The following is a 26,108-nucleotide window of genomic DNA, read 5'->3' as shown; positions in this document are numbered from 1 at the left end:
CCTTTGTTACATCGACAAAGGCTTTCTTATTTGCATGAGGTGTATCGATCAAATATACCTAGGCTACGGCCATTCCGGCACCAACCAAAAATATCATTAAAAAATAAAATGCGATAATGGCGATCGTTACTACGCCCCAAAATTTAAAAAGCGATTTTAAATTTGATACCGCCTGATTTAAGTTTTCCTGGTCGCCAAATAATACACCTTGTTTTCCTTTGTTCGCCACTCTGTTTAATAATATACTCGGATAAAATAACAGCAAGCCCATTACAAAATAAATTACGGTGATAATTGTTGCTCCACTAGCGCCTAGTGGCCCCATTTGTGCCGCTATAGCCGGATTATTATCTACCAATGCAGGGATACTGAATGCAGCAATAATAATAAAAATAGAAATAACGAAACCTACAACCGAAAGAAACTTAGCCCATTTGGTAATATCGTAAAGATAACTGCGCATGTCTTCGGTAACCACCAATTTTACTTCTTCCGCTTTCTGCTGCTCAAATTCTTCCATAATGTGTTTTAATTTTCTATAAACTTAGATAAAATATCCATGTACCACAAATTGCCATCTTTAAATAAAGGTTTAAAAGCTTATCTTTGCCGCCTGAAAAAGGTGAAAGGTGAAAGGTGAAAGGTGAAAGGTGAAATCGTAAATCGTAAATCTTAAATAATAAAATCAATATAATATAAATGGCATTACAATGTGGTATTGTAGGTTTACCAAATGTTGGAAAATCGACTCTTTTTAACTGTTTATCAAACGCGAAAGCTCAGGCAGCAAACTTTCCGTTTTGTACAATTGAACCAAATGTTGGCGTAATCACTGTGCCTGATGAGCGTTTAACTAAGCTTGCTGAACTGGTTAAACCAAACAAGGTACAACCAAACACAATTGAAATTGTCGATATCGCAGGTTTAGTAAAAGGTGCTTCAAAAGGTGAAGGTTTAGGAAATCAGTTTCTTGGAAACATCCGTGCTACAAATGCAATTATACACGTTCTACGTTGCTTTGATGATGGAAACGTAATTCACGTAGATGGTTCAGTTGACCCGATTCGCGACAGGGAAATTATTGATACAGAATTGCAGCTTAAAGATTTGGATACCGTTGAAAAACGCATTCAAAAAGTTGAGAAGATGGCTAAAACCGGCGGAGACAAAGATGCAAAACGTACCTATGAAATTTTAACTGTTGTTAAATCACATTTAGAAAGTGGAAAATCGATCCGTACTGCGCCATTGGCACAGGAAGATTTTGATTTTATCGAAGATTTAGGTCTTTTGACTCAAAAACCGGTGATGTATGTTTGCAATGTTGATGAGGCATCGGTTGTTACAGGAAACAAATATGTTGATCTGGTAAAAGCAAATGTTGCTGATGAAAATGCAGAGGTGTTAGTCATTTCTGCAAAAATTGAATCAGAAATTGCAGAGTTAGAAAGCTATGAGGAGCGTCAGGAATTTCTAGCCGATTTAGGCTTGGATGAATCTGGCGTAAACAAATTGATTCGTGCAGCTTACAAATTATTAAACCTTTACACTTACTTCACTGCAGGTGTGCAAGAAGTTAGAGCCTGGACAATTACCAAAGGATTTACAGCGCCACAAGCAGCTGGAGTAATCCATACCGATTTTGAAAAAGGTTTTATCCGTGCTGAAGTAATAAAATACAATGATTTCGTAACCTTAGGTTCTGAGAATGCTTGTAAAGATGCTGGTAAACTAGGTGTAGAAGGTAAAACCTATGTGGTAGAAGATGGCGACATCATGCATTTCAGGTTTAACGTATAATTCCCCAACCCCTGAAGGAGGATTTGATAAGTATAAGGCCATTCGAGAGAGTGGCTTTTTTGTTGGTTCTTTTTTATGTTTTTTCCCGCAGATCACGCAAATTTCCGCAGATTTTTATTTAGAGATCAAGAAAGATCAGTGAGGTGAATTATTGTAAGCCAATATCCTTAGTTCTCTATTCTGCGTAAATCATCTAAATCTGCGGGATACCTTCTAAACTTTTGTAAATCAGGAAAGATGAATGACTTAAATTTTGCAAGCCAATATCCTTCATGATCTCCTCTGCGTAATTAAGCTAAATCTGCGGGATACCATTTAAACTTCTAATCCATAACCCGCTAATTGCGCTTTGGTATCTTCATAAGTGGTGTGGTGAATTCCTTTCAAACCCAATCCTTCAGCAACCTGAACAAAAAGCATTCGGTCATCAATGTATAAACTCGTCTCTACATCGCTTTGCGAAATATCAATCGCTACTTTGAAAATATCAGCATCAGGTTTACGAAAATGAACGAAACTCGATGACACGAAAAAATCGACAAATTCATTTAGTTTAAAAGTGCTGATGCGGTATTGATTCAATTCTCTTCCCTCGTTACTAATTACTGCTACTTTTAAATTATATTTCTTCTTTAATTCGCAAACCAAGGCAATCATTTCTGGATAATCCAAGGATTTGCTGAACATAAATTCCTTAAAATCATCGTAAGAAAACGAACGTTCTTCGAAAAAAACAATGCGTTCCAAATACTCATCAAGCGTTAGCTTACCTACCTCGTAAGTATCAAAGGTTAAATGATGGCGTTCTTCTAAATCAACAGAATCGAGATTAAAAAGTACTGCAGCTTCTCCCCTCGCTTGCCTGTCCCAACCATTCGTTAACAATACGCCGCCGATATCGGTAAAAAGTGTGGTAATTTTCTTTTGCATAATAGTTTAAAGTAAAACGCCTTTTAAAAACAGGATGGCGAATGAGAAATAAATGATTAAACCGGTTACATCAACAAGGGTGGCTACAAAAGGTGTAGAAGACACCGCCGGGTCGGCACCAACTTTTTTGAGCAATAGTGGTAACATCGAGCCCATTAAAGTACCCCAAAGCACCACGCCAATTAATGAGCAGCCTACAACTAAGCCAATCCTGATGTAATGATCAGTAAAGCCTGGCCAAAACAATTGCCATGCACCAATTACAGCGAAGCTAAGCAGGCACAAAGTACAGCCCAGTAAAATTCCCGAAAAAATCTCTCTTCGCATTACGTTCCACCAATCTCTAACCGTTACCTCTCCAAGGGCCATGGCCTGGATAATAAGCGTTGCTGCCTGAGAACCACTGTTACCGCCACTCGAAATAATCAAAGGAATAAATGTGGCTAAAATAACCACCTGTGCAATCTGGTTTTCGAAATTAGACATGGCTGCAATTGTTAAAAGCTCACCAAAAAATAAAACGATGAGCCAAACAATTCGTTTTTTATACAGTTCAAAAACAGGCACATCCAAGTATGGTTCATCTAAAGCCTGCGAGCCACCAATTTTATGAATATCTTCTGTATATTCTTCATTGGCAATCCAAAGGATGTCATCAACCGTCACAATACCTAAAAGAATATTATTTTCGTCAACTACGGGTAAAGCCACCCGATTATTCATTCTAAAAATACTAATTGCATCTTCTTGTGGATCGTTTGCCTTTAGTGCAATGAATCGCTTATCGGTTAATTCGCCAATAACCGCTTCCGGATCGGCCAATAAAACTTCCCTTATTCGGATATCGTCCAGTAGCGCCCCATCTTTATCAATTACGTAAACCACATCAATGGTTTCCGAATTCTTACCGTAACGCCTAATGTGTGCCAAAACCCTTGCTATTGTCCACTCAGGCTTAACCGCAATGTAATCAGGCGTCATTAACCGGCCAATACTATACTCGTTGTAGCCCAAAAGCGCAAGCGATTCTTTTCGTTCTTCGGGAGGTAAAAGCGTAATCATTTTCTTTACCACATCGCCTTTTAACTCACTAAAAAGTGCCGTACGGTCGTCTGGTGGCAAATCTTTAATAATCTGATTCAGCTTATTCCCCGTAAGTTTTTTAATAATTCTTTCCTGAGTTGGAAAATCGAGGATTCGGAAAACATTAACCGCCCGGTTCAGTGAAATGGTTTCAATAAATTTGGCTGCATATTGCGGAAGTTCGTCAATTAATTCTTCAACATCCGAGATATTCAGTTCATCCAGATAATGCTTAAGCGCCTTATCATTCTCCTTTTCAAGCAGTTCCTGAATCTCTTCTACAACCAATTCTTCCATAAACAATTTTTATTTTTTTTACATGCCAAAACCTTCATTAACGGTTCGCAAAGGTGCGTTTTTATTTTTAGAAATGCCAATTTCGAAGTTAAGCGCACATTAATTTTTAGTAAAGCAAGGCCATTAACCCTTCGGTTTCGGCAGTCCTTCTTTCCGCTTTATCTTTCTCGCTGAAGGGCTCAAAAGGATATCGCTGCAATAAGGTTTAGTTCGCCTCTTCAGATTGTCTTTTGAATGCTTCGGTTAGCGAAAATCAATTCCTTAACTAATGAAATTCCATCAGCGCTCATCAAAAACCTCAATTAAAGCCACCTTTTTATGCAACAGAAATTAATACCTGGGCATTCTATCTGCCACATTATTACCATGCTATCTTCAAAAACCAACAGCAAACCAAACCTCTTGTTTGAACTTGACACAAACAAAGTTGATTTTAGGCTTCTTATTACAAGAAACTAACATTTTGATTTTCTATATTTGCACCCGCGCTCCCGTAGTTCAATGGATAGAATTATGGTTTCCGGTACCATCGATATGAGTTCGAATCTCGTCGGGAGCACAAAAGGAGGCAACATTAGTCGTGTTGCCTCCTTTTTTATTGTCATAAATTTTCACATTGTTGAAGCATTGCTATTCAAAAAAAAGCAATAAATAATCAAGCGCAAAAAAACAAAATGCGGAATGGGCGCCCAGGTAAATAATATTTTATCTATTTTAGAAAGTATTAAATAATCTAAAATGAAACGTTTTCTCCTCTTTCTTCTTATCGTAACAACATCAAAGCTATTCGCACAAACAAAAAGCATATTATTATCTGGAGAGATAAGCTCATTATCAGAATATAAATATGCCTTTTTATATGATGCGGATACCAAAACCCGGTATATCCAACCAATTATTGAGAAAAAATTTGAATTTATATTTTCGAAAAATTCCGATTTAGAAAACAAAATTGTGAGTCTTTATTTTGGAAAAGATTCTACCCGTACCTTTGCGGATGCAAGGCGAAGGTTTGCCTTTGTTGATCCGGAAACCCGCCAAATCGCTTTAGAAGAAGGTACTAAAATTTTCATTTCGGGTTCCATTGATGATGCCATTGTAAAGGGTGGAAAGTTGAATAGTGATCTTTTAGATATGAAAGCTGCCATAAAAAGCTTAAAATATAACGATTTTTTTGTTTCCCATACAGATTCGCCGATTTCCATAACTTTTTTACACGCTTTGTTTATACTGAGAACTAATGAGATGTTTATCAAATACAGCGAAGCACTGGATTACGAGAAAATCTTTTCATCTTTTAGCTCAAGTATAAAGGAAACAGAACGGGGCAAAAAACTTGGTGCGTTGTTAACGGCAAATAAGCCAAATGAATAAATTAGAACGCAATAAAAAATTATAAGTAAAAAAAGCGCTCCATTTTTATTTTGGGCGCTTTTATGATTTGTAATCGAGACGGTGATTGTCTGCAAAACAATCTCAATAAAATTTAATTCTTTTTAGCTTTTAGCGTTAGTCCAATTTCAACATCTTTCGAAATAATCCAGTTTTCCGGACTTCCTTCTGCTTTATAATTAATTCCCCATGCGCTTCTATCGATAATAAACTTTGCGGTAGCCGTTACATCTGATCCAGCAATGGCCACTTTCGATGGAAATGTAATGTTCAACGTACTGTCTTTAAGGGTCAAATTTCCACTGATTAAGTAGTTTGGATCAGTTATTAAACTCGACGGTTGTGAACCTGTAAAAGGTGCCACCTTTGTAATCACAAACTTCGCCGTCGGGAATTTTGCCACATCAAAAAAATCGGGACTTTTTAGGTGACCTTCCAAATCAGTAGATTTTTTATCCTTCTCTGTTACAGAAGCCGGATCAACATAAAGTGAAGCCAAATTAATGGTAAACTCGCCACCACTTAGTGAATCATTACTGATGGAAACCGATCCAGAAGTAACACCAATCTTTCCCCAACGCGGAGCTAAACCTCCTTTGTGGGTTGCTTTCCAATCAACTTTTGTTGCCACAGTATCAAGTGTTAAGGTTTCCCCTTTTTGTTCTGCAGCGGTTTGTTCGCTAGTGGTTTTTGCATTATCAGTTGAAGATCCACCGCATGATGCAAGGAGTAAAAGCGCAGGAAGCGCAAAAAATAATTTTCTCATTTGATATCAGTTTTAGTTAAATTAATTTCCCGTAAATGATTTTCAAAAATAGTGCCTGTATTTTCCCCAGACATTGATGTATGATAATAAAAAACCATCGTCAACGGTGCCCCGTAATCATATTCATCCAATTATTTTTTATATTGATATCGGCTTAACACGAGATGGCAATCAAGTAGTTTCCATAAAAATGCCTTTTGACAGCCTCTCGGCAAACAATATTATAGCAACATACGTTTGTTACTCAACTTTAACGAATATTAAAATTTTCAATCAATTACGAACAAGCTAAATCTAACAAATTGATTCACGAAATCCTTTTCTACCTGAGTATTGCCGTTATTCTTTCCACCCTTGTTCCATTTATAAGACATGATTTCTGGGTTTTTAGGATTTTTGAGTATCCAAGGTTACAAAAACTGGTATTGAATATTTTGGTCATTGTAGCAATTTTAATATTTGCATATCCGCAGCAAACTACCGACTACCTCGTTTTCGTTGCAATGCTTATAAACATTTCTTATCTGGTTTATTTGATTTTTCCTTTCACCATTTTCGGTAAAAAACAAATTATCAGCAGCTTAGAGAGATCAGGCAATAACAATTTGAAAGTGTTCATTGCCAATGTTTATCAAGAAAACAAAAAAGCTTCTGAATATCATAAAGAAATTAACACATGCGATCCGGATGTAATATTGATGGTTGAAACCGATAAGTGGTGGCAAACACAAATGGATACGCTGACAAAACGTTACCCTTTCCAATTGAAAATTCCACTAGCCAACACTTATGGAATGTTGTTATATTCAAGATTCGAACTTCAGGATGGTGAAATTAAGTATCTGGTAAAATCAGATATTCCTTCTATTGAGACGCTGGTGAAATTACCGTCGGGACAATTGGTAAAATTATTTTGCCTCCATCCCGAACCTCCGGTACCACAAGAAAACCCCAGATCGACAGAGCGGGATATGGAAATTTTGATGGTAGCTAAAAAAGCAAAGGAATCAAAATATCCTGTGATCGTAATGGGCGATTTGAATGATGTAGCCTGGAGTTATACCACTGAACTTTTTGGTAAGGTTAGTGGTTTGTTAGATCCCCGCAGGGGAAGGGGTTTTTTCAACAGCTTTAACGCAAAATATTTCTTTTTGCGTTTTCCGCTTGATCATATATTTTGTTCGCCAAGCTTTACCCTAAGCAGCATTAATCGTTTGGCAAGCTGCGGCTCCGATCATTTTCCGATGTGTGTAGATTTACAGTACAACCCTAAAGCGGCGACGAAAAATGACGTTCCCGAAGCTTCCAATGAAGACCTCGAGCTGGCCAACGAAAAAATTAACACCGAATTATAAAATAAAATGATGCAAAACCAGCCTACAATTAAACAAGCTTACAAGGCATTTAATGAACGTAATATCAATAAGGCATTGGCAACCATGCAAGAACATGTAGAATGGTCAAAAGCCTGGGAAGGGGGTTACATTAGCGGGCATATAGCAATCAGGGAATATTGGACAAGGCAATGGAATGAAATTAACCCCATTGTTAAACCGGTTGCATTCCATCAACGGGAAAATGGAACGCTGGAGGTATTGGTACATCAATTGGTTAAAGATTTAAGCGGTACATTAATTTTTGATGGCCATGTGAAACACATCTATACTTTTACAAATGGCCTGATCAACAGAATGGATATCGAATTATAGCGCAGTTTATTACACAAATAGGAAGCGCAAAATAAGAAAGCAGGACTCCCTCACGTAGCTTAACATAAGTTCTTTTGAAAACTTGCGTTATAGGTTTAATCATTATTTGTAGTTTTGACCAAACACAAATTAACCTAAAACCAATTTTAAAAGATGAACATCACTAAAAAACTTTTTTTTACCGCACTGATTGGCGCATCTACTTTGATGATGTACTCCTGCAAATCGAAGAAATTAGTTGCCAAGCCAGATCCAGCTCCGGTTTCGAAACCTACTCCGCCAGTAGAAGAAAAAAAACCAACGCCACCTCCCCCACCAAAAGAAGAGGAAGCACCTGTTGAAAAAGCAAATTTCAATTTAGATAATATTCAATTCGAATTTAACTCATTTGTTCTTAAAACATCTTCTTTTGCTATTTTAGATAAAGCTGTAGCTGAGATGAAAAAAGCGCCTGATGCTAAGTTTGAACTACATGGACATTCTTCGGCTGAAGGTACACCAGAACACAATATGTCGCTCTCTGTTGACAGGGCTAATGCTGTAAAATCGTATTTTGTAAATGCTGGTTTAAGCGGCGATAAATTTAAGATTGTTGGTCATGGAGAAAAAGATCCGATAACTTCAAACGCCAGCGAAGAAGGAAGAGCTGTAAACAGAAGAACTGAAATTAAAGTACAAAAGTAAATTTAAGTTGCTAAATAAAACGCCAGATAACTTCAGAGAGTTACCTGGCGTTTTTATTTTATCATTTCAGCTCAGACCGAAGGATTAAGAAAATGAACAACATACATCAAGTGTATTAAAAAACTCAAAAAATTACCCTGATTAGCTTTAAACGAACTTGTCTGTTCATTTTTTTTTAATTTTTTAAACGGGAAAACAATTCTCTAAATTCAAATGTAGACTCGCTATGTATTCATCTAAATTTCTGAGCTTTGCACACCATATTAATTAGAAATAATGTAAAAATTCTTGGCCAAGGTAGTCAGGTTATTATGTTTGCACATGGATTTGGATGTGCACAAAGTTCCTGGAAATATATTACAGATGCTTTTCTGGAAGATTACAGGGTAATTCTTTTTGATTACGTGGGTTCCGGACAATCGGATCAAAACCAGTATGATTATCATAAATATTCCACTTTAGAAGGTTATGCCTGCGATGTTATCGATATAATTGAAGCACTCGGTTTAAAAGACATTATTTTTGTTGGTCATTCGGTGAGCAGTATGATTGGAATGATCGCCGCTTTACAGATACCCGAATCTTTTAAGAAACTTATCTTTATCGGGCCATCGCCCAGATACTTAAACGATCGAGATTATATTGGCGGCTTCGAATCGGCAGATATTGAATCTATTTTTACCCAGATTGCTGAAGATTATGTAGGCTGGACAAAAGGCATCTCACCTGCTGTGATGGATAAAGCTGAACAGCCCGAACTTGCTGATTTTTTACAAGAGTGCTTTGAAGAAACTGAGCCAAGCATCGCCTTAGCATTTGCAATGGCAACATTCAAGGCTGATTACCGACACCAAATAAAAAACCTTCGCGTGCCCAGTTTAACACTTCAAAGCAGCAATGATATGATGGCACCCCAGTCGGCGGGAGAATATATACATCAAAATACCAGAGATAATTTTTTAGTGGTTATGAAGGCAACAGGTCATTTTCCGCATATTAGTGAACCAAAAGAAACCATCAGGGAAATAAAAGATTTTATTGAAGGTAAAAAGGTTAATGATCAACCAATAGACTTTACACTTAGTAATGCCTACAAATTTTAAGATCTTCGATAAATAGCTGTGCTTCAATTTTAGCCATTTGGCATATTTCGTAAACATGTTCCAAATTATCTTTCAATTCATTATAGGATAAATCTGCCCGCTCTATCGCACATAGTGTGCTTTCTAATTTCGATTTTAAGCCCATAATGTATATTGTTGATAGCGTACGGTGTGCTACTATACTGAGCTGCTTTCTGTTTTTGCTCAGAAAACTGTCTTCCAGGTCTAACAAATCACTTTCAATTGTTTCAACAAATTTATCGGTAATCTCCATTTCATAATCCAGATCTCCTAAACTTATTTCTTTTAAATAGCTTAAGTTAATCACTTCGAATTTGCGGCTTTGAGCTGAAGTTAATTTTTCTTTGGGTAGAAATTGAGTAAGCATACCCACCAATTCAATTTTACTGATGGGTTTGCTAAAACAAGCGTTCATGCCACTAGCAAAACATTTATCCTTGGCTTCATCAATACTGTAAGCCGTAATGGCTACTATTGGCGTATCTATCTCCATCTCTTCCCGTATCATTTTTGTAAGTTGATAGCCGTCAATTCCCGGTAAAGAAATATCTAAAAGCAACAGTTTAAAAGCAACGGACTGTAGTTTTCTCAAGGCCGCTTCGCCACTATCTACAACCATATAGGTGATATCATACTCCGCCAGATAAGTGGATAATATTTTTTGATCGATCAGGTTATCTTCTGCTATTAATACGTCAACTTGCTGCATCATAAATCTTCACAATTACTATTATCCAGGTACTATAAGATCAACATCCTTTTGTTTAATGATGCTTTGTAAGCATCAGAAACCGGAACAAAATTTTGATTAATAATTAAAGTTCCTCCTTCCATGGTGTCTATCTTCCCAATATTTACGATAAAAGATCGGTGAACCCTGGAGAACATATCCATCGGTAATTTATCTTCAACTGATTTTAAAGAGGAATGAATCAAATAACTTTTATCCTCCAGATAGATTTTAACATAATCGCCCTGGGCTTCCAGGTAATTAATATTACTGAATTTTAAACGCCTGATAATATTAGATTCACGGATGAAAATAAATTCATCTTTTTTTGAAGCCACGAATAAATTGTGATTCTTAAAGATCTCTTTTGCCTTAATAACAGCTTTTAGAAAGCGATCTGGTGTTACTGGTTTGGCAATAAAGTCGATTACATTTAGGTCAAATGCATCAGAAGCGTAATCACGTTTGGTACTAATAAATATGATAAGTGGTTTTTTATCACCTAAGCCCTTTACCAATTCAATTCCACTAATGCCCGGCATTTCTACATCCAGAAACAATAAATCAACTTGTTGTGTGGCTAATATTTTGTAGGCATCGGTTGCATTTTCACACTCGCCAACAAGCCGTAAAGATTCCTCAATTTTAAGCAAGTTTTTAAGCGTACTTAAAGCAATCGGATTATCATCAACAATCAGGCAATTCATTTTATCAGATTAGCGTTGATAATAAAACTAGCAATATCCACTTGCAATCAGTCCATTCGGAATAATAATGAATAAAATGAATAAATTTTCATTTTTGAAAATCCAGGTGAAATTTAAACCCGTATATATGCCCTTTCATCTGGTAAAAATGCCTTTCTAGCGATGACTTCTATAGTAATCAAGCGTTTAGAAATAATTTTGAAACCATAAAATCATTCATAAAAAAACATATACACATCAAATGAATACCATTAAAACACTTTCTCTCTCACTTTTCAGTGTAATTTTAACAACATCTATCTACGCTCAAACCTTTAAAGAACCTGTAAGTTTCAAATTGAAGAATGGAATGAACATCATTGTTTCTGAAAGCAATCGTTCGCCAAAAGCTTACGCAAGTTTCACATTAGATAATAAAGCCTTCAGTAATAAAAAAGATGGCATTGTTGAAATGCTGAATGCCGTGTTAAATGAAAATGCCACAAAAAACAGTGTTTTAAATTTTAGAGATAACGGGGGTAAACTGGCGGTACCCGCTATTGATTTCGATAAGGAATTAACCAACATGGCATCCATTTTACAAAATGCAAACATTGATCAGCAAACTTTTAATACCGCTAAAGCAAAACTTTTAACCAGCATTAAATTACAGGATTATGATTACGATCAAACTGTAAATGAAACGTCGATTGGTAATTTAACGCTAAATGATGTTAAAGAATTTTATAACGAAATTTCTCCAGAGAAAACCTATTTAACGATAGCCGGCAATATAGAATTAGATGCTGCAAAAATAGCTGCAAAAAAAGCTTTTGCCACATGGAATAACCATAAACAAAATCATGCACTAGCAAAATAGTCCCGAATTATTTTTAAAACATGAAGCCTTTTGCATAAAACCAAAGGGCTTTTTTGTTTAAAAATGTTACAGGTATTACGATTAGTTAGTTATAGTTGTGCTAATCATTCAATATATTAGCTTCCTCAATTATTCCTCGATGAAGAAATTCTTATGTTACCTGTTGTTAGCCTTTATTGGCATTTCTGCTCAATCGCAAACCATTATCAGCCGCAGTGCCGACATCAACGATATGGTCAAATCGGTTAACCAGGATTCTTTAAAATCGTACATTACTAAAATGGTTGCTTTCGGCACCCGTAATACTTTAAGCGATATTAAAAGTAAAACTAAAGGCATTGGCGCAGCAAGGAACTGGGTTGTAGCCAAGTTCAATCAATTCGCTAAACAGAGTGACGGAAGATTAACTGCTTTTTTAGACACCACCACTTTTCAGCCGGATGGAAAAAGGGTAGACAAAGCTACCCTGCTTGGCAACGCCGTTGCGGTTTTAAAAGGGACAGATGCTAATGATAAACGTGTTTATGTAGTAAGTGGCCACCTCGACAGTCGCGTAACGGATGTGATGAACCGAACCAGTGATGCACCTGGCGCCAATGACGATGGCAGTGGCGTAGCAGGCGTAATCGAAGCTGCAAGAATAATGAGTAAGCATAAATTTGCGGCCACCGTAATTTTTGTTGCGGTAAGTGGCGAAGAACAATCTTTATTAGGCTCTGGCTTTATGGCTGCAAAGGCAAAAAAAGAAGGTTGGAATATTGATGCCATGTTAAACAATGACATGATTGGCAGCAACAATAGTAGCGAAACACAAATTATAGACAACACCAGGCTAAGGGTTTTTAGCGAAGGTTTGCCAAGCTACGAACTGGATAAAAATGCAAAATCAATTCGCCAGTTTGGTTTGGAAAACGACGGAAAAAGCCGTCAGCTGGCACGTTATGTAAAGGAAATTGGAGAGAGATATGTAGATCAGCTCGAAATTAAACTGATTTACAGAAATGATCGTTTTTTACGTGGCGGCGACCATACGCCTTTTGTAGAAAATGGATTCCCAGCAGTTCGCATTACAGAAATGAATGAAAATTTCGAGCATCAGCACCAGGATTTAAGAACGGAAAACGGCGTACGCTACGGAGATTTACAAGAGTTTATGGATTTTGAATATTTACGTAAAAATACCGCAGTAAATATTGCAGTTTTAGCCAATCTGGCAACAGCGCCATCTACACCTACAGAGGTAAAGATAGATGTTAAAAACCTAAGCAATTCATCTTATTTGTATTGGAAAGCACCCGCTAACGGCACTGCAAAAGGTTATTATGTGTTAATGCGTGAAACCAGCAGTGCCGTTTGGGAAAAGAAATTTTTTACAACAACAACCGAACTCCGGATTCCTTACAGTAAAGACAATTATTTATTTGCCGTACAAAGCGTTGGCCAGGATGGTAATGAGAGTTTACCTGTGGTTCCAGGAATAGGGCGTTAAACTTTTCGGGTTCTGCCAGTGTTTAATCCCAAACTCGAATCATGAAATTTAAGCCAGTAGCATTTATTATTAATATTGCCATTACACTGGGTATAGGTGCCTTAGGTGGCTGGGCAACAGCACAGTCTGTTAAAACATGGTACCCTACACTTCATAAACCTTCTTTTAATCCGCCAAATTGGCTATTTGCGCCTGTTTGGACAAGCTTGTATATATTAATTGGCATTGCTGCGTATCTGGTTTGGGTTAAGCGAGACAAAATTGAACACCTGCCCAGAACAGTTGCCATTTATTTTATTCAGCTTATTTTAAACCTGGCCTGGTCTTTCATTTTCTTTTATTTGCATGAGATAGGATTTGCTTTATTCGAAATCATCCTTTTACTAATGGTCATCATTGCCAATGCCATAACATTTTATAAAATAGATAGATGGGCAGGCTATCTATTTATTCCTTATATACTCTGGGTAAGTTTTGCATCATTTTTAACCTATAACATTTTCATATTGAATTAATTTTAAAAGAAAACACTATTTTAGAAGAGTGGTAGCTTTTAAGAGACTTTTGCTGATCCTTTTCGTTTTGTGCTGTACCCAATTGCATGCACAAAAAGTTGGTTTGGTTTTTAGCGGAGGCGGCGCCAAAGGTTTGTCGCATATTGGAACATTAAAAGCCCTGGAAGAAAATCATATCCCAATAGATTATATTACAGGTACATCAATGGGTGGTATTGTGGGTGCCATGTATGCAGCGGGTTATTCTCCAAAACAAATTGAGGAAATTGCCATAAGCAAGGATTTCCAAAACTGGGTAAATGGGCGCTACACCAGCGACTACACTTATTATTTTCAAAAAAACGCACCAAATGCATCAATGCTTACCGCTAAAGTCGCTATTGATACCGGATTCCATTTTAGCTTTCGTTCGAATATCATCAACGATATTCCCTTAAACTTTGCCTTTCTCGAATTGTTTTCGCAAGCTTCGGCAGTTTCAAAAAATAATTTCGACCATTTATTTGTGCCTTACAGATGCATGGTAGCCGATGTATTGTCGCAAAAAAGTATTACTGTCGGCAAAGGGAATTTGGCTGAGGCCGTTAGGGCAACAATGACCGTCCCAATCATCTATCGTCCTATTAAATTAGATGGCAAATATGTGTTTGACGGAGGCTTATACAATAATTTCCCAGCCGATGTAATGGAAAAGGAATTTAAGCCAGATTATGTAATTGGTGTAAATGTTTCCTCAAAAACCTATAATGAATACCCCAAAAATATTGATGACCGCCTGATGAACCGTTTTTTGGTATATATGTTTTTATCCAAGTCTGACTCAACAATGATTGGCAAAAATGGCGTTTATATTCAACCCGATCTGGGCGATTATAGCGTAACCAATTTTGCTCCTGTTGAAGATTTGATTAAAAAAGGTTACGACGCGACAATGGCCGACATGCCCCGGATCAAAGCACTTATTAAAAACAGGGTTGATCCAGCGGCGCTGGAAAAGAAAAGAGCGCAGTTCAATGCTAAAAAACCAGATTTAAATTTCAGCAACATCACTGTTTCAGGTGTTAACAGCCAGCAAAAGAAATATGTAGAAAGGCTTTTTAAAAGCGATAAAGCTACTTTTAATCTTCAGGATATTAAACGTGGGTATTATAAGCTCGTTGCCGATCAAACCTTCGAAACCATTTATCCGAAAATCACTTATCAGCCGCTTAGCGATAGTTATACCTTCGAAGTGGTGGCTCAGCCCAAAAAAAGTTTTAAACTCGACCTGGGAGGCAATATCTCCACCAGGCCAATCAGCAATGTTTTTTTAGGCGCTGAATACAATTATCTCAACAGAAAGGCTTATACATTTGGAACCAGCTTTTATTCCGGACGCTTTTACGAATCTGTGCAAGTAAACGGACGCATAGATTATCCCACGAAACTACCGCTGTTCCTGGCTGCAGAACTCACTTACAACCACTGGAATTTCTACAATACCAGTAAAATTTTTATCGAAAACCCCCGCCCCATCTACATCGAACAATCTGATCGGAAGATAGATTTAGCCATGGGCGCACCCTTAAATTATAATACTAAGGTAGTGCTTCACGCCAGTTTTATAAACAATAATGATCGCTATAGCCCTAATAACACCTTTGCCGTAGGCGATTTGCTCGATCAAACCATTTTCAACGGCTTTAGAGGATCAATAAGCCTGGAGAAAAATTCGCTAAATAGAAAACAGTATGCCACAAATGGCCAGAGCTTTTCGTTAAGTGTAAATTACACCACCGGCAGGGAAAACTATAATCCCGGCAATATTTTTCGTAATACGCCAGGTTTGATTAAAGCTCCAGGCGCAAGCAATTTACGGCAATGGGGAGCCATTAAACTCACTCAGGAAAACTACTTCCTTCACATTAAAAAATATACTTTGGGTTATATTGTAGAAGGCGTAATTTCTAATCAACCTTTATTTAACAACTACTATTCTACCTTGTTGGTTTCTCCGGCTTTTTACCCATTGCAAGATAGCCGCTCGTTGTTTTTAGATAAATTCAGGGCCACTACTTATGCCGCCGGCGGAATCAAAAACATTTACAATTTTCAAAAAAATCTAGACTTTAGATTGGAAGGTTATTTATTTTTACCGCACAAAGAGTTCGAACTAAATAATTTTCAAGATATAGATTACGCGAAAGCCATCAGTAAAATACGCTATGCTGCTACAGCCGGACTAGTTTACCATACACCAGTTGGCCCCGTGAGCTTAAGCTATAATTTATATAATGACGCAATAAAAAGAAATGGTGTATTATTGCACATCGGTTACCTCATATACAATAAACGTTCTATCGAATGAAACGAATACTTCTCATATTTTCGCTCTGCCTAGTTAGCTGCTTAGGCCTTGCTCAAACTGCTGCCATTAATAATTTTCTGGTTAAAGAAAACCTGCTTAAAAACAATAAGCTGGCCATAATTGCAGCCGATTCGCTAAATGTACCCAACGAGAATATCAACGGCACATACACGTTTAGCGTGAGCGGATTTACACAAATTTTAAAATTTAATGATGGAATCGCTGTGTTACCGCTACCAATTGATAAATCTACTTTCGTGTACATCAAACACCAAAACGATACCGGTACACACAGCAAATTGGTTTACGTTTACAAAAAAGATACCGATCTAACGCCCTATTCCATCAACAGTTTATGGTTATTCATCATTCCAATCGCATTAGTAATTATCGCTTTTGCCTTCCGGAAACTAATCATATTTGTAGTAGTGGCGTTCCTGATATTTGTTTACTTTAACCATAGCAGTGGATTAAATATCGGTACATTTTTCGAAAGTATTTTTGATGGCTTAAGAAATCTGTTTTGATGTAGTAAAGCAGGCACATCACTTTTAGGTTAAAACCGCCCGGCTTTCCGCTAAATTCCCGATGAAGAATCGGGAGATATCGCTTCAATCCGGTTTAGTTTACATCATTCATTGCAACTATTTAAGTTTTTATAGTGCACCGTAAAACATATTTCAAAATATGCGCATTGCCGTTATCGATCTCGGAACCAATACCTTTCACCTGTTAATTGCCGAAATAAAGCAAAATAACTTTGAAGTTATTTATAAAACAAATGTTCCGGTTAAGCTGGGGGAAGGAAAAATAAATGAGAACCTAATTATTCCTGCGGCTTTCGAAAGAGGTTCGGCGTGTTTAACGGGTTTTGGTGAAACCATGGCTGCGTATCAGGTAGATCAGGTTAGAGCGACTGCAACCTCAGCTGTTCGCAGCGCACAAAACGGGCAGGATTTCGTACAAGCTGTAAAAGAAAAAACAGGTATTACTATTGAGATAATTTCCGGTGATGATGAAGCGGAATTGATCTATCAGGGAGTAAAACTAAGTGGGGCGATTCAAAATTTATCCTTAATTATGGATATTGGTGGCGGCAGTGTAGAATTTATTCTTTGCGATACCGAGAAGCTCATCTGGAAAAAAAGTTACAATGTTGGTGCTGCTCGCCTGGCCCAGCAATTTTTCAATTCAGATCCAATCAGTGATAATGACAGAAATGCAACTCTATATCACATTCAGAGCGAACTGGTTGATCTTTTCGAGATCTGCGAACGGTATCAACCACAAACTTTAATTGGCTCGGCTGGTGCATTCGAAACTTTCGCAGAATTAATCATCAATAAAAAAAATCAACAGGTTGATATTAGCAAAGCTAAAACCTACGTTTTCAATTTTGATGATTATATCGAAGTTGCAATTCGGCTTTTAAATCTTAACCACAGTGAACGGGCTGCCTTGCCCGGAATGATCCCGTTACGGGTAGATATGATTGTGATGGCTGCACTGATCACCAATTATATTCTTGGTCGTACTAAAATAAATCAGCTAACATTATCTACCTACGATTTAAAAATGGGATCGTTGGCTAACTTTTTATAACTTTATCGCTCGTTTTTAGAGGTCGATAACCCATACCGCCCATAATGATCTTCTCCCGTTCCTGAGCCAATAAATCTCTTTGTTTTTCCATCGAAAAATTAATTGATATCTCACCGGCAAACCGCAAACTCTGCACAACGATAATATTGTTTTTTGGATCAATACCCTGGGCGAATTTAATTTCATATCGCCCATCTTTATCCGTTAAGGCATAATATTTTGTGTTTGGAATTATTAACTTGATGCCTTGTAAGGGTTTTTTATCGGCACCGATAATTCTGCCACTCAGTTTTTTGATGTTAATCGGCTTAAGTTCATCAGGATTACCCTTTAACTCACTTAAAATTTCTGTATGAGCCGGAAAATTGGCAGCACTGGCGTTTAAATTTTGACCAAATATGCTTACACCAATAGCCAAAACACCTAAATATTTCATCCAGTTTCTATTTGGCGGAACCACAGCTAAGTGATAGTTGAGCTGAGCCAGTTGATTTTCACTAAGCCTTCCGCAAACTTCTGATGAAGCATTGGCCAATGTTTTTATAATTTCGGCATTAGTGTAACCTGTAAAATCGATTACGCACTTATTGCAGGCTTCGCAAAAATTAAACCCATCTTTTTTTTCCATTTCGTCCCAGTTCTGGGCACAAGGTTTATCGATCGTAACTATGGCTTGCGTGTTTTTCATCTTTGAAGTATTTGCCTACATGATGAAAAATATTTTACGATTCCATAATTGATTTGAAATTATACCAGCTTTTGAAGTTCAGCATATAGCTTTTCCGTTGGTAAGCCCATAACATTTGTGTAAGAACCCTCAATTTTTTGCACCACCACAATTCCCCACCAATCCTGTACCCCATAACTGCCGGCTTTATCAAATGGTTTGTAATTATCGATGTAAAAATCAATTTCCTCGCTTGTAACACTTCTACAAGAAACAACGGTACGATCATAGAAAGAAACCATTTGCGCTCCCTTAACAAGCGTTACGCCTGTGAAAACTTCATGTTTACTGCCCGATAGTTTCGCGAGCATTTCCTGTGCGTGTGCCCGATCGCGTGGTTTACCCAGAATTTCTCCATTCAAAGCCACAATGGTATCTGCAGTAATTACGATTTCACCGTTTGCTTTAAATGCTTTGGCTTTTTGTTCTGAGATGTAAACTGCAATTTCGGCCGGACTTAACGCTTCCGGATAGCTTTCATCAACATCTTTAAGCTCAACTTTGAAATTTAATCCCATCAATGTTAAAAGTTCTTGACGGCGTGGCGATTTTGAAGCAAGGATAATTGGTGTGTTGTACAGCATAACTACGAATTTTAAAAAGCGCTAAAATAACAAAAGCGGCCGATAAGCCGCTTTTGTTATTGATATTATTATCAAATTAGTTGTTTCCACCACGTTCCTGCATGCGTTTCTGCATTTCAGCACGTTGCTCATCCTGCCAGGTTTTGTACATTTTTTTCTGATCTTCAGTTAACACTGCGTTCACTTTAACATCGCTATCTGTACGAAATTTTTGCATTTTCTCTCTCATCGCATCTCTGTCTCCGCCTTGCGCTTCCTCACGCATTTTTTTCATTGCGTCTGCTTGTTCAGTAAAAACAGCAGTTAATTTTGTTTTTTGCTCTTCGCTCAGTTTCAGTTTTTCGTCCAGCTGTTTTACCCTGTCTTCAGGTTTCATCATCATACCACCACGACCACCACCTTGCTGCGCACTTGCATAAGTTATTACCGAGAATAACAATGCACAAATCATCATTAATTTTTTCATGTTTTTTGTTTTGAAATTTAGACTTGTTGGAGTAAATCCTAGCTGGATAGTTTAACACTGATGGTGTAACTTCCTTGTTGCAGAATTAGTGAGATTGGCGTTAAAATATTTGGTGGTATCAGCGCTCTGCCTGCGCTAAACTGATCAATTTTGCTGATGCTTTATTTACCAGAATCGGAGGCTGCCGGGTTTTCATCATGCCACCTTCCCTGCACTTTCATTACCTTTTCGATAATATCGCGAACGGCAGTTTTACCTCCGTTGTAAGGAGAAACAAATGTAGCAATGGCTTTAATTTCCTCTACGGCATCAGCCGGACAAGTTGGTAAGCCAACCAATTTCATCACTTTTAAATCAGGAATATCATCACCCATGTAAAGCACTTCTGCTGCATTGATGTGCTTATCAATAAGATACTGATTAAAAACTGCAACCTTATCTCCCGTACCCAAAAACACATCGGTAATACCAAGATTGAAAAAACGTTTCCCCATTGCAATGCCATCACCACCGGAAATGATACAAACATGATACCCCCGCTTCACGGCCAGTTGCATGGCATAACCATCTTTGATATTAAATGTGCGTAAAGATTGGCCACTATCAGTTACCTGAACAGAACCATCTGTAAGCACACCATCAACATCAAAAATGAAAGTGGTGATACTTTTTAGCTTTTGAAGAAACATAACCCCTAAATCCCCTGAAGGGGACTTTGAATTTCCAGCGGTCATAATACTTTTAATTTAATATCTTGATACTCCCTTTTTGGAGTTTGGAGTTACAAATCAGATTTGCAGGCATAGTCATTAAATCGTATCACATTAGCTATTTATAAGATAAGGGATACTGTTTAGGGCTATAAAATTATAGATCCAAACCGCTAACTTATAACCTGAAACTTGTAACTCAATTAATCCTGGTTATCTCTCCACTCGTAAACCCAGGCAGATTGAATTTGCTCTAAATGGCCTTCGCTGCTTTCCTCACGAGTGCCTTTAAAGTTTGGTAATTCCAAAACCCATTCTAAAAGTTCAGTAAAACGGATTCGGTAGATTTTAGTTTCGCCAAACTCATCGCCAAACTTTTCGTATAAAGACATTGCTATATCTTCGTAATCATTCCAGTAAAAGGGTAAGGCAAATTTATCGTTGTTCATGTTTGTTAGATTGAAAAGTTTTAAAGTTTAAATGTTGTAATGTTAGCTGGGAAGTTGAAAATCAGTCTCAAAATTATCGGACTCCGAACTAAAGACTCCGGACTAACTAGTGCCCCATAAAGCCAGATTGATCTGGAATGGTTACTTCTATATCGCCATCGATAACCACACACTGGCAACCCAGGCGAGAAGTGATTCTCGGACGGACTGCTCTATCAATAAAATCTTCTTCTTTATCTGAGATTTCTTCGATATTATCCATGCCTTTCGTAACGTAAACGTGGCAAGTACTGCAACCGCAAACACCTCCGCAGTTATGCTGAAGTTCAATGCCGTTATCCAGACAAACATCTAAAACAGATTCACCAGCAGCTATAGGTAATTCTACAGGGGCGTGATCTGCTTCTTCAAAATTTATTTTTAGTTTAAAAATGCTCATAATTATTTTGCAAAAGTAAGAAGCAAAAGCCGTAATAATGCTATTTCAGCATTAATTTTATGCTATTGCTTAATGTTTGATAAATGTGCTTCATTTCAGGTTTGCTTTCTAACATCCCTAAATGTTTACTCATAGTGGTTTCGTCGTTTCTTATTGCCGGTCCGGTTTGCACATTTTCAGGCAAATTGTTCATTACCTTATCGGCAGTTTCGGCGATAAGCGGCCGGATGATATCAAAATCTAAACCATTTTCCTGGAGAATTTCATTCGCCATGGCATATAAATGATTAGGAAAATTGCAAGCAAAAACGGCTGCTAAATGAAGTACTTTTCTTTTTTCCCCATCCAGTTCGTAAACCTTTTCGCTTAGTTTAGCAGCCAACTGCTTTAATATTAACAGCGTAGCTTGATCTGTAGCCTCTATACAAAGCGGAATATTCAAAAATGAAACATCTTTAAGTTTAGAAAATGTTTGTAGCGGATAAAAAACTCCAGCTTGCTTAACATGTGAAGCAAGCACCTGAATATCAGTTGTGCCAGATGTATGAACCACCAGTCCATTCACATGAGCTAATGATGCCGCTACAGGCTCAATCGCATCATCCTTTACTGAAATGATATATAATTCAGCACTTTGATTAATGTGTGACAGGTCATCAACCGCTTCTGCAGATAACTGATCGGCAAGCCATTTGGCATTTACCAGATTCCGACTATAAACCTGTAATACGTTTTCACCATTAGCCTTTAATGCTTTAGCTAAATGCGTGGCTACATTTCCCGAACCTAGTAAAACAATGTTCATGATTTACGCGATTTTAGCTTCTTTTCTTCTTCTAAAAATAGAAAGTAAGAAACCAACAACCATTATGATGGTACCTGCCCAATATAAATTGATGAATGGAAATTCAATCGCTTTAAAAACAACCCAATCCTTGGCTTGCTGTGGTTTTTCGAAAATTTGAAGTTCTACCTTTTTCTCATCGGGTAAAACTTGCGCAAACCTGAATTTCAAATCCAGCTCCTCTACTTTACGGGCAAAATCGAATGTGTTGTTTCCTTTTATTAAGAACATCGGCTCTGCCGTATAAATTTTACCAGCCGAGTTAATTTCCAATGGCAAACCTACTGCATAATCACCTTGCGCCAATACTAAATCTTTTACAATTGGTTTGTTATTTAAAGCTTTTACCGTTACAACACCACTTGAAGTATGGATCGTATCTCCAACCGCTACTTTAACAATTCTCGGCGCTTTGTAATTCTCATCATCTGAATGACCTTCATGATCATCGTGAGATTCCTTTTTTATTGCCGCACTTGTAATATGCGTATACACATCATAGGTTAAATAATGTTTTGTATCCGGCGAAGCGATTAATCCCATTTTCTCATTATCCTGCACATGTGGATGTAGATTAAAATCTTCTTTAACCTTGCCTTCTTTATCTAAAACTTTAAAGTTTAAAGTATAAATCGTATTTGGCGCCTTAGTGGTGTCACTTACATATGTTACCGTGTATTTGCCCATTTGTTTAGGCTCATTTTTGTATAACATGATATTCTCTCCGGGTTTCTCCGTTTTCTCGAAATCTTTAACCGGAATGAACTTATTGGCATTGATAGAAAGTGGCTTATTGGTTGCGGCTGAAATTAGTGCGCCCAGAATTAAAAAGGCGAAACCGATGTGCGCAATGGCTGAACCAGCCAATTTTGCTTTGCCACCGAATGCCTGGTACAATATTGCTGCATTTGAAAACACCGCAAACAAACAGCTAAACGTAATCAAAATGTACATGGTATTGGTATAAATGTCTGCAACATATACCAAACCCCCGGTTAGAACAATTGAAAACAACACCACAGAAATTAAACTGCTGTAAAATTTGCGTGGATCTGTTCTTTTATATTTTAAATATTGAGAAAAACCTGAAATCAACGTTATTAAAACGGCAAACGGAGCCTGCCATTTGTTGTAGTATTTTACAGCATCAATCGGTGGCGAAAAGTTTGTTCCAAATGCTTTGTTAAATACCGGAACTGATGTAGAAAAAATCACTTGAATACAGGCAACAGTTACCACCAACGCACCAATGAACATCCAAAATTCACGTGAATATGTTTCCTCATCTTTTGTAGTAATTGGCAATTCTTTCCACCTTTTGATAATCAGGTAAACCGCTAGTGCTGCGAACACCACGTTGTACAAGATTAAGTGCCCAAACATACCCATATCCGTAAATGAGTGAACAGACGTATCGCCCAAAATACCACTTCGGGTTAAAAATGAAGCATATAGTACCAATAAGAAACTTAAGAAAACGAGTGCAATGGCTGTAAAATAAGCATGACCCGTGTTTTTGTAAGCGATCATTACGTGTACGGCGCCGATAAGCGTTAGCCATGGAATAAGTGATGCATTTTCTACCGGATCCCAAGCCCAGAAACCACCAAAGTTTAGCGCTTCGTAGGCCCAAAACGACCCCATAATAATACCTGTACCCAAAACCATTACCGCAAAAAGCGTCCAGGGCATTGCAGGTTTAATCCAGTCCTTATAACGTTTTTGCCATAAAGCAGCAATCCCATAAGCGAAAGGAACAACCATACTGGCGAAACCTAAAAATAAGGTTGGTGGGTGAATAACCATCCAGTAGTTTTGCAACAATGGATTTAATCCCCTTCCATCGGTTATGAAAGTTAAATATTTTGCAAAATTTTCAGGGTTGGCAAATACCACTGGAGCCATTGCTTTTAAATCAACAGCATCTCTCAATAAAATAAAAGGAGAACTTCCAATGCGTTCGCCGAAAATCTCAACGCCCAACATCATCGAGGTTAAAAAAACCTGTGAAAAAGCAACTACCGTCATTACCGGGCGTTCCCAGGTCTTAGCTTTCCAGATTAATAGCGCACCTAAAAATGATTGCCAGAAAGCCCAAAGCCAGAAACTTCCTTCTTGTCCTTCCCAAAAGGCAGAAACAATATAATAAATAGGAAGTGCTTTTGAAGAGTGAAAATAAACGTAATTATATTCGTTATAATGGCCAAGAATAAGGTAAAATAAGGTGATACCTATACCAACAATACTGGCCCAATTAACTAAGAATCCAATTCTACCGAGATTTCTCCAGGATTTATCTTCTAAATTTTCTTTGCGACTGGCAAAAAAATATGCAATTGTTGAAAGTAACGATGCACTAAAAGCCAACACAATAAAAAACTGTCCGATTTTACCCGGTAACAGGTTTTCGCCTACAAATTGAATGTCCATTAAAATTAATTATATTTTTTATCGCCGTTCTGGTCTACTGTATCCACTTTCCCATCTTTATTTACTTCAACAAGATTATCATTATATTTAGATGGGCATTTCATTAAAATTTTCGACGCATAAAATTTGTCCTTATCCATCTTTCCGATTAGCACCAATTTTTCAGATTTTTCAAAATCCTGAGGCTTAGTTCCACTATAAATCACCTCACGGATTTCTCCTTTTTCATCTTTCATGTGAAATGAAAAGTGATTGGCATCTTTTACCGCATCATAATACATGCCCATCGATTTTTCCCAGTAGCCCATTACGTGTTCTTCTTTACCAGAAGTTGAGGCTTCTTTAAAATTAGAATAAGTATCAGTATTTGCGTTTAAGCTAAATAAGATTCCCACAGAAATTGCAATGGTAATCAGACCAATGATTGCACTTTTTTTCATTTTGTATATTGTTGTAAAAGCTGGCAACAAAGATAGAAAAATAGGCATAGTGAACATTCATTAACATTTTTCTTGTCTTTATATTGACAATTAGCTGATTATTTTCCATGATCTGGACTGATTTATTATGGTAATCAATAATCGGTCTGAAGAATGACTTAAAAAGCATCTTAGTTTTTTTGAGTTGAGGATAAAACAGATCTTCTGTTGTACGGGATAAACAAAACTCCACATTAAATTATTATGTTTGAGGCATCAGATCATTCTCACTTTTACATCCTCGTAAAATTCAAAATTCTTCGATATGAACCGTAAGCAGCTCTACGTTTTTATTTTATTTATTTCGCTGACAACAACCTTAAGTTCTTGTTTTCAAGTAATTGAAGAAATTACGATGAAAAATGATGGAACAGGCGATGTTTTATTAACCATTAACTTAAGTCAAAGTAAAACTAAAATAGCATCTGTAATGCTTTTGGATAGCGTTCAGGGATATAAAGTACCCAGTAAACAGAAAATTCAACAAGAACTAAATGAAGCTGTAGCTTACCTACGTAAAACGGAAGGAATTTCAAATGTGAAGAGCACGAGTGACTTTAACAATTACATCGCCACGATTAGTTTTACATTTAAAGATGTAGCAAACATCAATAACATTACTAAAAACATCCTGGCTAAACAAAAAATCAAGGCAACCAATACTTCAACTTACAGTTACAATAAAGTCACCAAAACTTTCTTTAGAAAATATCAGCCTGTAGCTACTGCTAAAACCGAATTTAATAAATTAAAAAGCCAGGATAAGGCTGTTTTTAATGGCGCAAATTATACCAGTATTTTTCGTTTTGAGTCGCTTGTAACAAGTACCAGCAATCCGGCATCAAATGTATCAAAATCGAAAAAAGCTGTAATGCTGAAAAGCAGCATTATGGATTTAATAAACGGGAAAGTTAACGTTTCCAATCAAATACAACTATCTAGATAA

The 26,108-nt window shown here is 37.2% G+C and carries 28 protein-coding genes and 1 tRNA gene; 14 read left to right on the top strand and 15 right to left on the bottom strand.

Annotated features, from left to right (window positions below):
• Positions 1 to 58: 58 nt before the first annotated feature.
• On the bottom strand, positions 59 to 520 hold the full coding sequence (locus tag R2Q70_RS04230) for a DUF5362 family protein (RefSeq protein ID WP_316806406.1): 462 nt from the start codon (positions 518 to 520) through the stop codon (positions 59 to 61).
• Positions 521 to 699: 179 nt separating this feature from the next.
• Here R2Q70_RS04230 and ychF point away from each other — a divergent pair, with 179 nt between their 5' ends.
• Entirely contained in the window at positions 700 to 1,800 is a 1,101-nt protein-coding gene (gene ychF, locus R2Q70_RS04225; RefSeq protein WP_010600464.1) for a redox-regulated ATPase YchF, read from the top strand.
• 315 nt (positions 1,801 to 2,115) lie between these two features.
• On the opposite strand, the gene R2Q70_RS04220 is transcribed toward ychF, so the two are convergent.
• On the bottom strand, positions 2,116 to 2,730 hold the full coding sequence (locus R2Q70_RS04220; RefSeq protein ID WP_316806405.1) for an HAD hydrolase-like protein: 615 nt from the start codon (positions 2,728 to 2,730) through the stop codon (positions 2,116 to 2,118).
• Between the two features lie 6 nt (positions 2,731 to 2,736).
• Positions 2,737 to 4,110 carry a magnesium transporter gene (gene mgtE, locus R2Q70_RS04215; RefSeq protein WP_316806404.1) on the bottom strand — a complete coding sequence of 458 codons (1,374 nt, stop codon included), beginning with the start codon at positions 4,108 to 4,110 and terminating at the stop codon, positions 2,737 to 2,739.
• 487 nt (positions 4,111 to 4,597) lie between these two features.
• Between mgtE and R2Q70_RS04210 the strand changes: the two genes are divergently transcribed.
• Positions 4,598 to 4,669, top strand: a tRNA-Arg gene (locus R2Q70_RS04210).
• Positions 4,670 to 4,848: 179 nt separating this feature from the next.
• A complete protein-coding gene (locus R2Q70_RS04205; RefSeq protein WP_316806403.1) occupies positions 4,849 to 5,484 on the top strand; it encodes a hypothetical protein in 636 nt (211 codons plus the stop codon).
• 112 nt (positions 5,485 to 5,596) lie between these two features.
• On the opposite strand, the gene R2Q70_RS04200 is transcribed toward R2Q70_RS04205, so the two are convergent.
• On the bottom strand, positions 5,597 to 6,268 hold the full coding sequence (locus R2Q70_RS04200; RefSeq protein WP_316806402.1) for a YceI family protein: 672 nt from the start codon (positions 6,266 to 6,268) through the stop codon (positions 5,597 to 5,599).
• Positions 6,269 to 6,570: 302 nt separating this feature from the next.
• Between R2Q70_RS04200 and R2Q70_RS04195 the strand changes: the two genes are divergently transcribed.
• The 4 genes from R2Q70_RS04195 (at position 6,571) to R2Q70_RS04180 (ending at position 9,764) form a co-directional block, all read left to right on the top strand.
• Positions 6,571 to 7,623, top strand: a complete 1,053-nt coding sequence (locus R2Q70_RS04195; protein WP_316806401.1) for an endonuclease/exonuclease/phosphatase family protein — start codon at positions 6,571 to 6,573, stop codon at positions 7,621 to 7,623.
• Between the two features lie 6 nt (positions 7,624 to 7,629).
• The gene (locus tag R2Q70_RS04190) at positions 7,630 to 7,977 is read left to right on the top strand and encodes a nuclear transport factor 2 family protein (protein WP_316806400.1); all 348 of its coding nucleotides are present in this window, start codon (positions 7,630 to 7,632) and stop codon (positions 7,975 to 7,977) included.
• 153 nt (positions 7,978 to 8,130) lie between these two features.
• Positions 8,131 to 8,661, top strand: coding sequence for an OmpA family protein (locus R2Q70_RS04185; protein ID WP_316806399.1), 531 nt, complete (start codon positions 8,131 to 8,133; stop codon positions 8,659 to 8,661).
• A gap of 251 nt (positions 8,662 to 8,912) precedes the next feature.
• Positions 8,913 to 9,764 (top strand): alpha/beta hydrolase, encoded by an 852-nt coding sequence (locus R2Q70_RS04180; RefSeq protein WP_316806398.1) that lies wholly within the window; start codon positions 8,913 to 8,915, stop codon positions 9,762 to 9,764.
• On the opposite strand, the gene R2Q70_RS04175 is transcribed toward R2Q70_RS04180, so the two are convergent.
• Together R2Q70_RS04175 and R2Q70_RS04170 are read right to left on the bottom strand one after the other, a co-directional pair.
• On the bottom strand, positions 9,742 to 10,497 hold the full coding sequence (locus R2Q70_RS04175; protein WP_316806397.1) for a response regulator: 756 nt from the start codon (positions 10,495 to 10,497) through the stop codon (positions 9,742 to 9,744). The genes R2Q70_RS04180 and R2Q70_RS04175 overlap by 23 nt on opposite strands.
• Positions 10,498 to 10,526: 29 nt before the next feature.
• Positions 10,527 to 11,222, bottom strand: coding sequence for a LytTR family DNA-binding domain-containing protein (locus R2Q70_RS04170; RefSeq protein ID WP_316806396.1), 696 nt, complete (start codon positions 11,220 to 11,222; stop codon positions 10,527 to 10,529).
• Positions 11,223 to 11,463: 241 nt separating this feature from the next.
• Between R2Q70_RS04170 and R2Q70_RS04165 the strand changes: the two genes are divergently transcribed.
• The 6 genes from R2Q70_RS04165 (at position 11,464) to R2Q70_RS04140 (ending at position 18,034) form a co-directional block, all read left to right on the top strand.
• Positions 11,464 to 12,081, top strand: coding sequence for an insulinase family protein (locus R2Q70_RS04165; RefSeq protein ID WP_316806395.1), 618 nt, complete (start codon positions 11,464 to 11,466; stop codon positions 12,079 to 12,081).
• A 139-nt stretch (positions 12,082 to 12,220) separates the two neighbouring features.
• Positions 12,221 to 13,570: a M20/M25/M40 family metallo-hydrolase gene (locus tag R2Q70_RS04160; RefSeq protein WP_316806394.1), complete on the top strand. Its 1,350-nt coding sequence runs from the start codon at positions 12,221 to 12,223 to the stop codon at positions 13,568 to 13,570.
• A 41-nt stretch (positions 13,571 to 13,611) separates the two neighbouring features.
• A complete protein-coding gene (locus R2Q70_RS04155; RefSeq protein WP_316806393.1) occupies positions 13,612 to 14,085 on the top strand; it encodes a TspO/MBR family protein in 474 nt (157 codons plus the stop codon).
• Positions 14,086 to 14,113: 28 nt separating this feature from the next.
• The gene (locus R2Q70_RS04150) at positions 14,114 to 16,432 is read left to right on the top strand and encodes a patatin-like phospholipase family protein (RefSeq protein ID WP_316806392.1); all 2,319 of its coding nucleotides are present in this window, start codon (positions 14,114 to 14,116) and stop codon (positions 16,430 to 16,432) included.
• The gene (locus tag R2Q70_RS04145) at positions 16,429 to 16,959 is read left to right on the top strand and encodes a hypothetical protein (RefSeq protein WP_316806391.1); all 531 of its coding nucleotides are present in this window, start codon (positions 16,429 to 16,431) and stop codon (positions 16,957 to 16,959) included. The genes R2Q70_RS04150 and R2Q70_RS04145 overlap by 4 nt, the downstream gene beginning before the upstream one ends.
• 160 nt (positions 16,960 to 17,119) lie before the next feature.
• Positions 17,120 to 18,034, top strand: a complete 915-nt coding sequence (locus R2Q70_RS04140) for an exopolyphosphatase (RefSeq protein ID WP_316806390.1) — start codon at positions 17,120 to 17,122, stop codon at positions 18,032 to 18,034.
• Here R2Q70_RS04140 and R2Q70_RS04135 read toward each other — a convergent pair.
• The 9 genes from R2Q70_RS04135 to R2Q70_RS04095 form a co-directional block, all read right to left on the bottom strand.
• Complete coding sequence (locus R2Q70_RS04135; protein WP_316806389.1) at positions 18,021 to 18,722, bottom strand: hypothetical protein; 702 nt, start codon at positions 18,720 to 18,722, stop codon at positions 18,021 to 18,023. The two genes, R2Q70_RS04140 and R2Q70_RS04135, sit on opposite strands and share 14 nt — an antisense overlap.
• A 59-nt stretch (positions 18,723 to 18,781) precedes the next feature.
• Entirely contained in the window at positions 18,782 to 19,345 is a 564-nt protein-coding gene (locus tag R2Q70_RS04130; protein ID WP_316806388.1) for a Maf family protein, read from the bottom strand.
• Positions 19,346 to 19,421: 76 nt separating this feature from the next.
• Positions 19,422 to 19,811 carry a hypothetical protein gene (locus R2Q70_RS04125; RefSeq protein ID WP_316806387.1) on the bottom strand — a complete coding sequence of 130 codons (390 nt, stop codon included), beginning with the start codon at positions 19,809 to 19,811 and terminating at the stop codon, positions 19,422 to 19,424.
• A 161-nt stretch (positions 19,812 to 19,972) separates the two neighbouring features.
• Positions 19,973 to 20,545, bottom strand: a complete 573-nt coding sequence (locus R2Q70_RS04120; RefSeq protein WP_316806386.1) for a KdsC family phosphatase — start codon at positions 20,543 to 20,545, stop codon at positions 19,973 to 19,975.
• Between the two features lie 179 nt (positions 20,546 to 20,724).
• On the bottom strand, positions 20,725 to 20,970 hold the full coding sequence (gene iscX / locus R2Q70_RS04115) for a Fe-S cluster assembly protein IscX (protein WP_010600445.1): 246 nt from the start codon (positions 20,968 to 20,970) through the stop codon (positions 20,725 to 20,727).
• Positions 20,971 to 21,076: 106 nt separating this feature from the next.
• Entirely contained in the window at positions 21,077 to 21,409 is a 333-nt protein-coding gene (locus R2Q70_RS04110) for a 2Fe-2S iron-sulfur cluster-binding protein (protein WP_010600444.1), read from the bottom strand.
• Between the two features lie 40 nt (positions 21,410 to 21,449).
• Positions 21,450 to 22,214 carry a Rossmann-like and DUF2520 domain-containing protein gene (locus R2Q70_RS04105; RefSeq protein ID WP_316806385.1) on the bottom strand — a complete coding sequence of 255 codons (765 nt, stop codon included), beginning with the start codon at positions 22,212 to 22,214 and terminating at the stop codon, positions 21,450 to 21,452.
• Positions 22,215 to 22,217: 3 nt separating this feature from the next.
• Positions 22,218 to 24,683, bottom strand: coding sequence for a heme lyase CcmF/NrfE family subunit (locus R2Q70_RS04100; protein WP_316806384.1), 2,466 nt, complete (start codon positions 24,681 to 24,683; stop codon positions 22,218 to 22,220).
• 5 nt (positions 24,684 to 24,688) lie between these two features.
• Positions 24,689 to 25,123, bottom strand: coding sequence for a cytochrome c maturation protein CcmE (locus tag R2Q70_RS04095; protein ID WP_316806383.1), 435 nt, complete (start codon positions 25,121 to 25,123; stop codon positions 24,689 to 24,691).
• A gap of 304 nt (positions 25,124 to 25,427) precedes the next feature.
• Between R2Q70_RS04095 and R2Q70_RS04090 the strand changes: the two genes are divergently transcribed.
• Positions 25,428 to 26,108: a hypothetical protein gene (locus tag R2Q70_RS04090; protein ID WP_316806382.1), complete on the top strand. Its 681-nt coding sequence runs from the start codon at positions 25,428 to 25,430 to the stop codon at positions 26,106 to 26,108.

Origin of the sequence: Pedobacter agri, assembly GCF_032678665.1 — a bacterium.
Taxonomy (GTDB): Bacteria; Bacteroidota; Bacteroidia; order Sphingobacteriales; family Sphingobacteriaceae; genus Pedobacter; species Pedobacter agri_A.
This window is presented reverse-complemented; position numbering and strand designations above follow the sequence as displayed.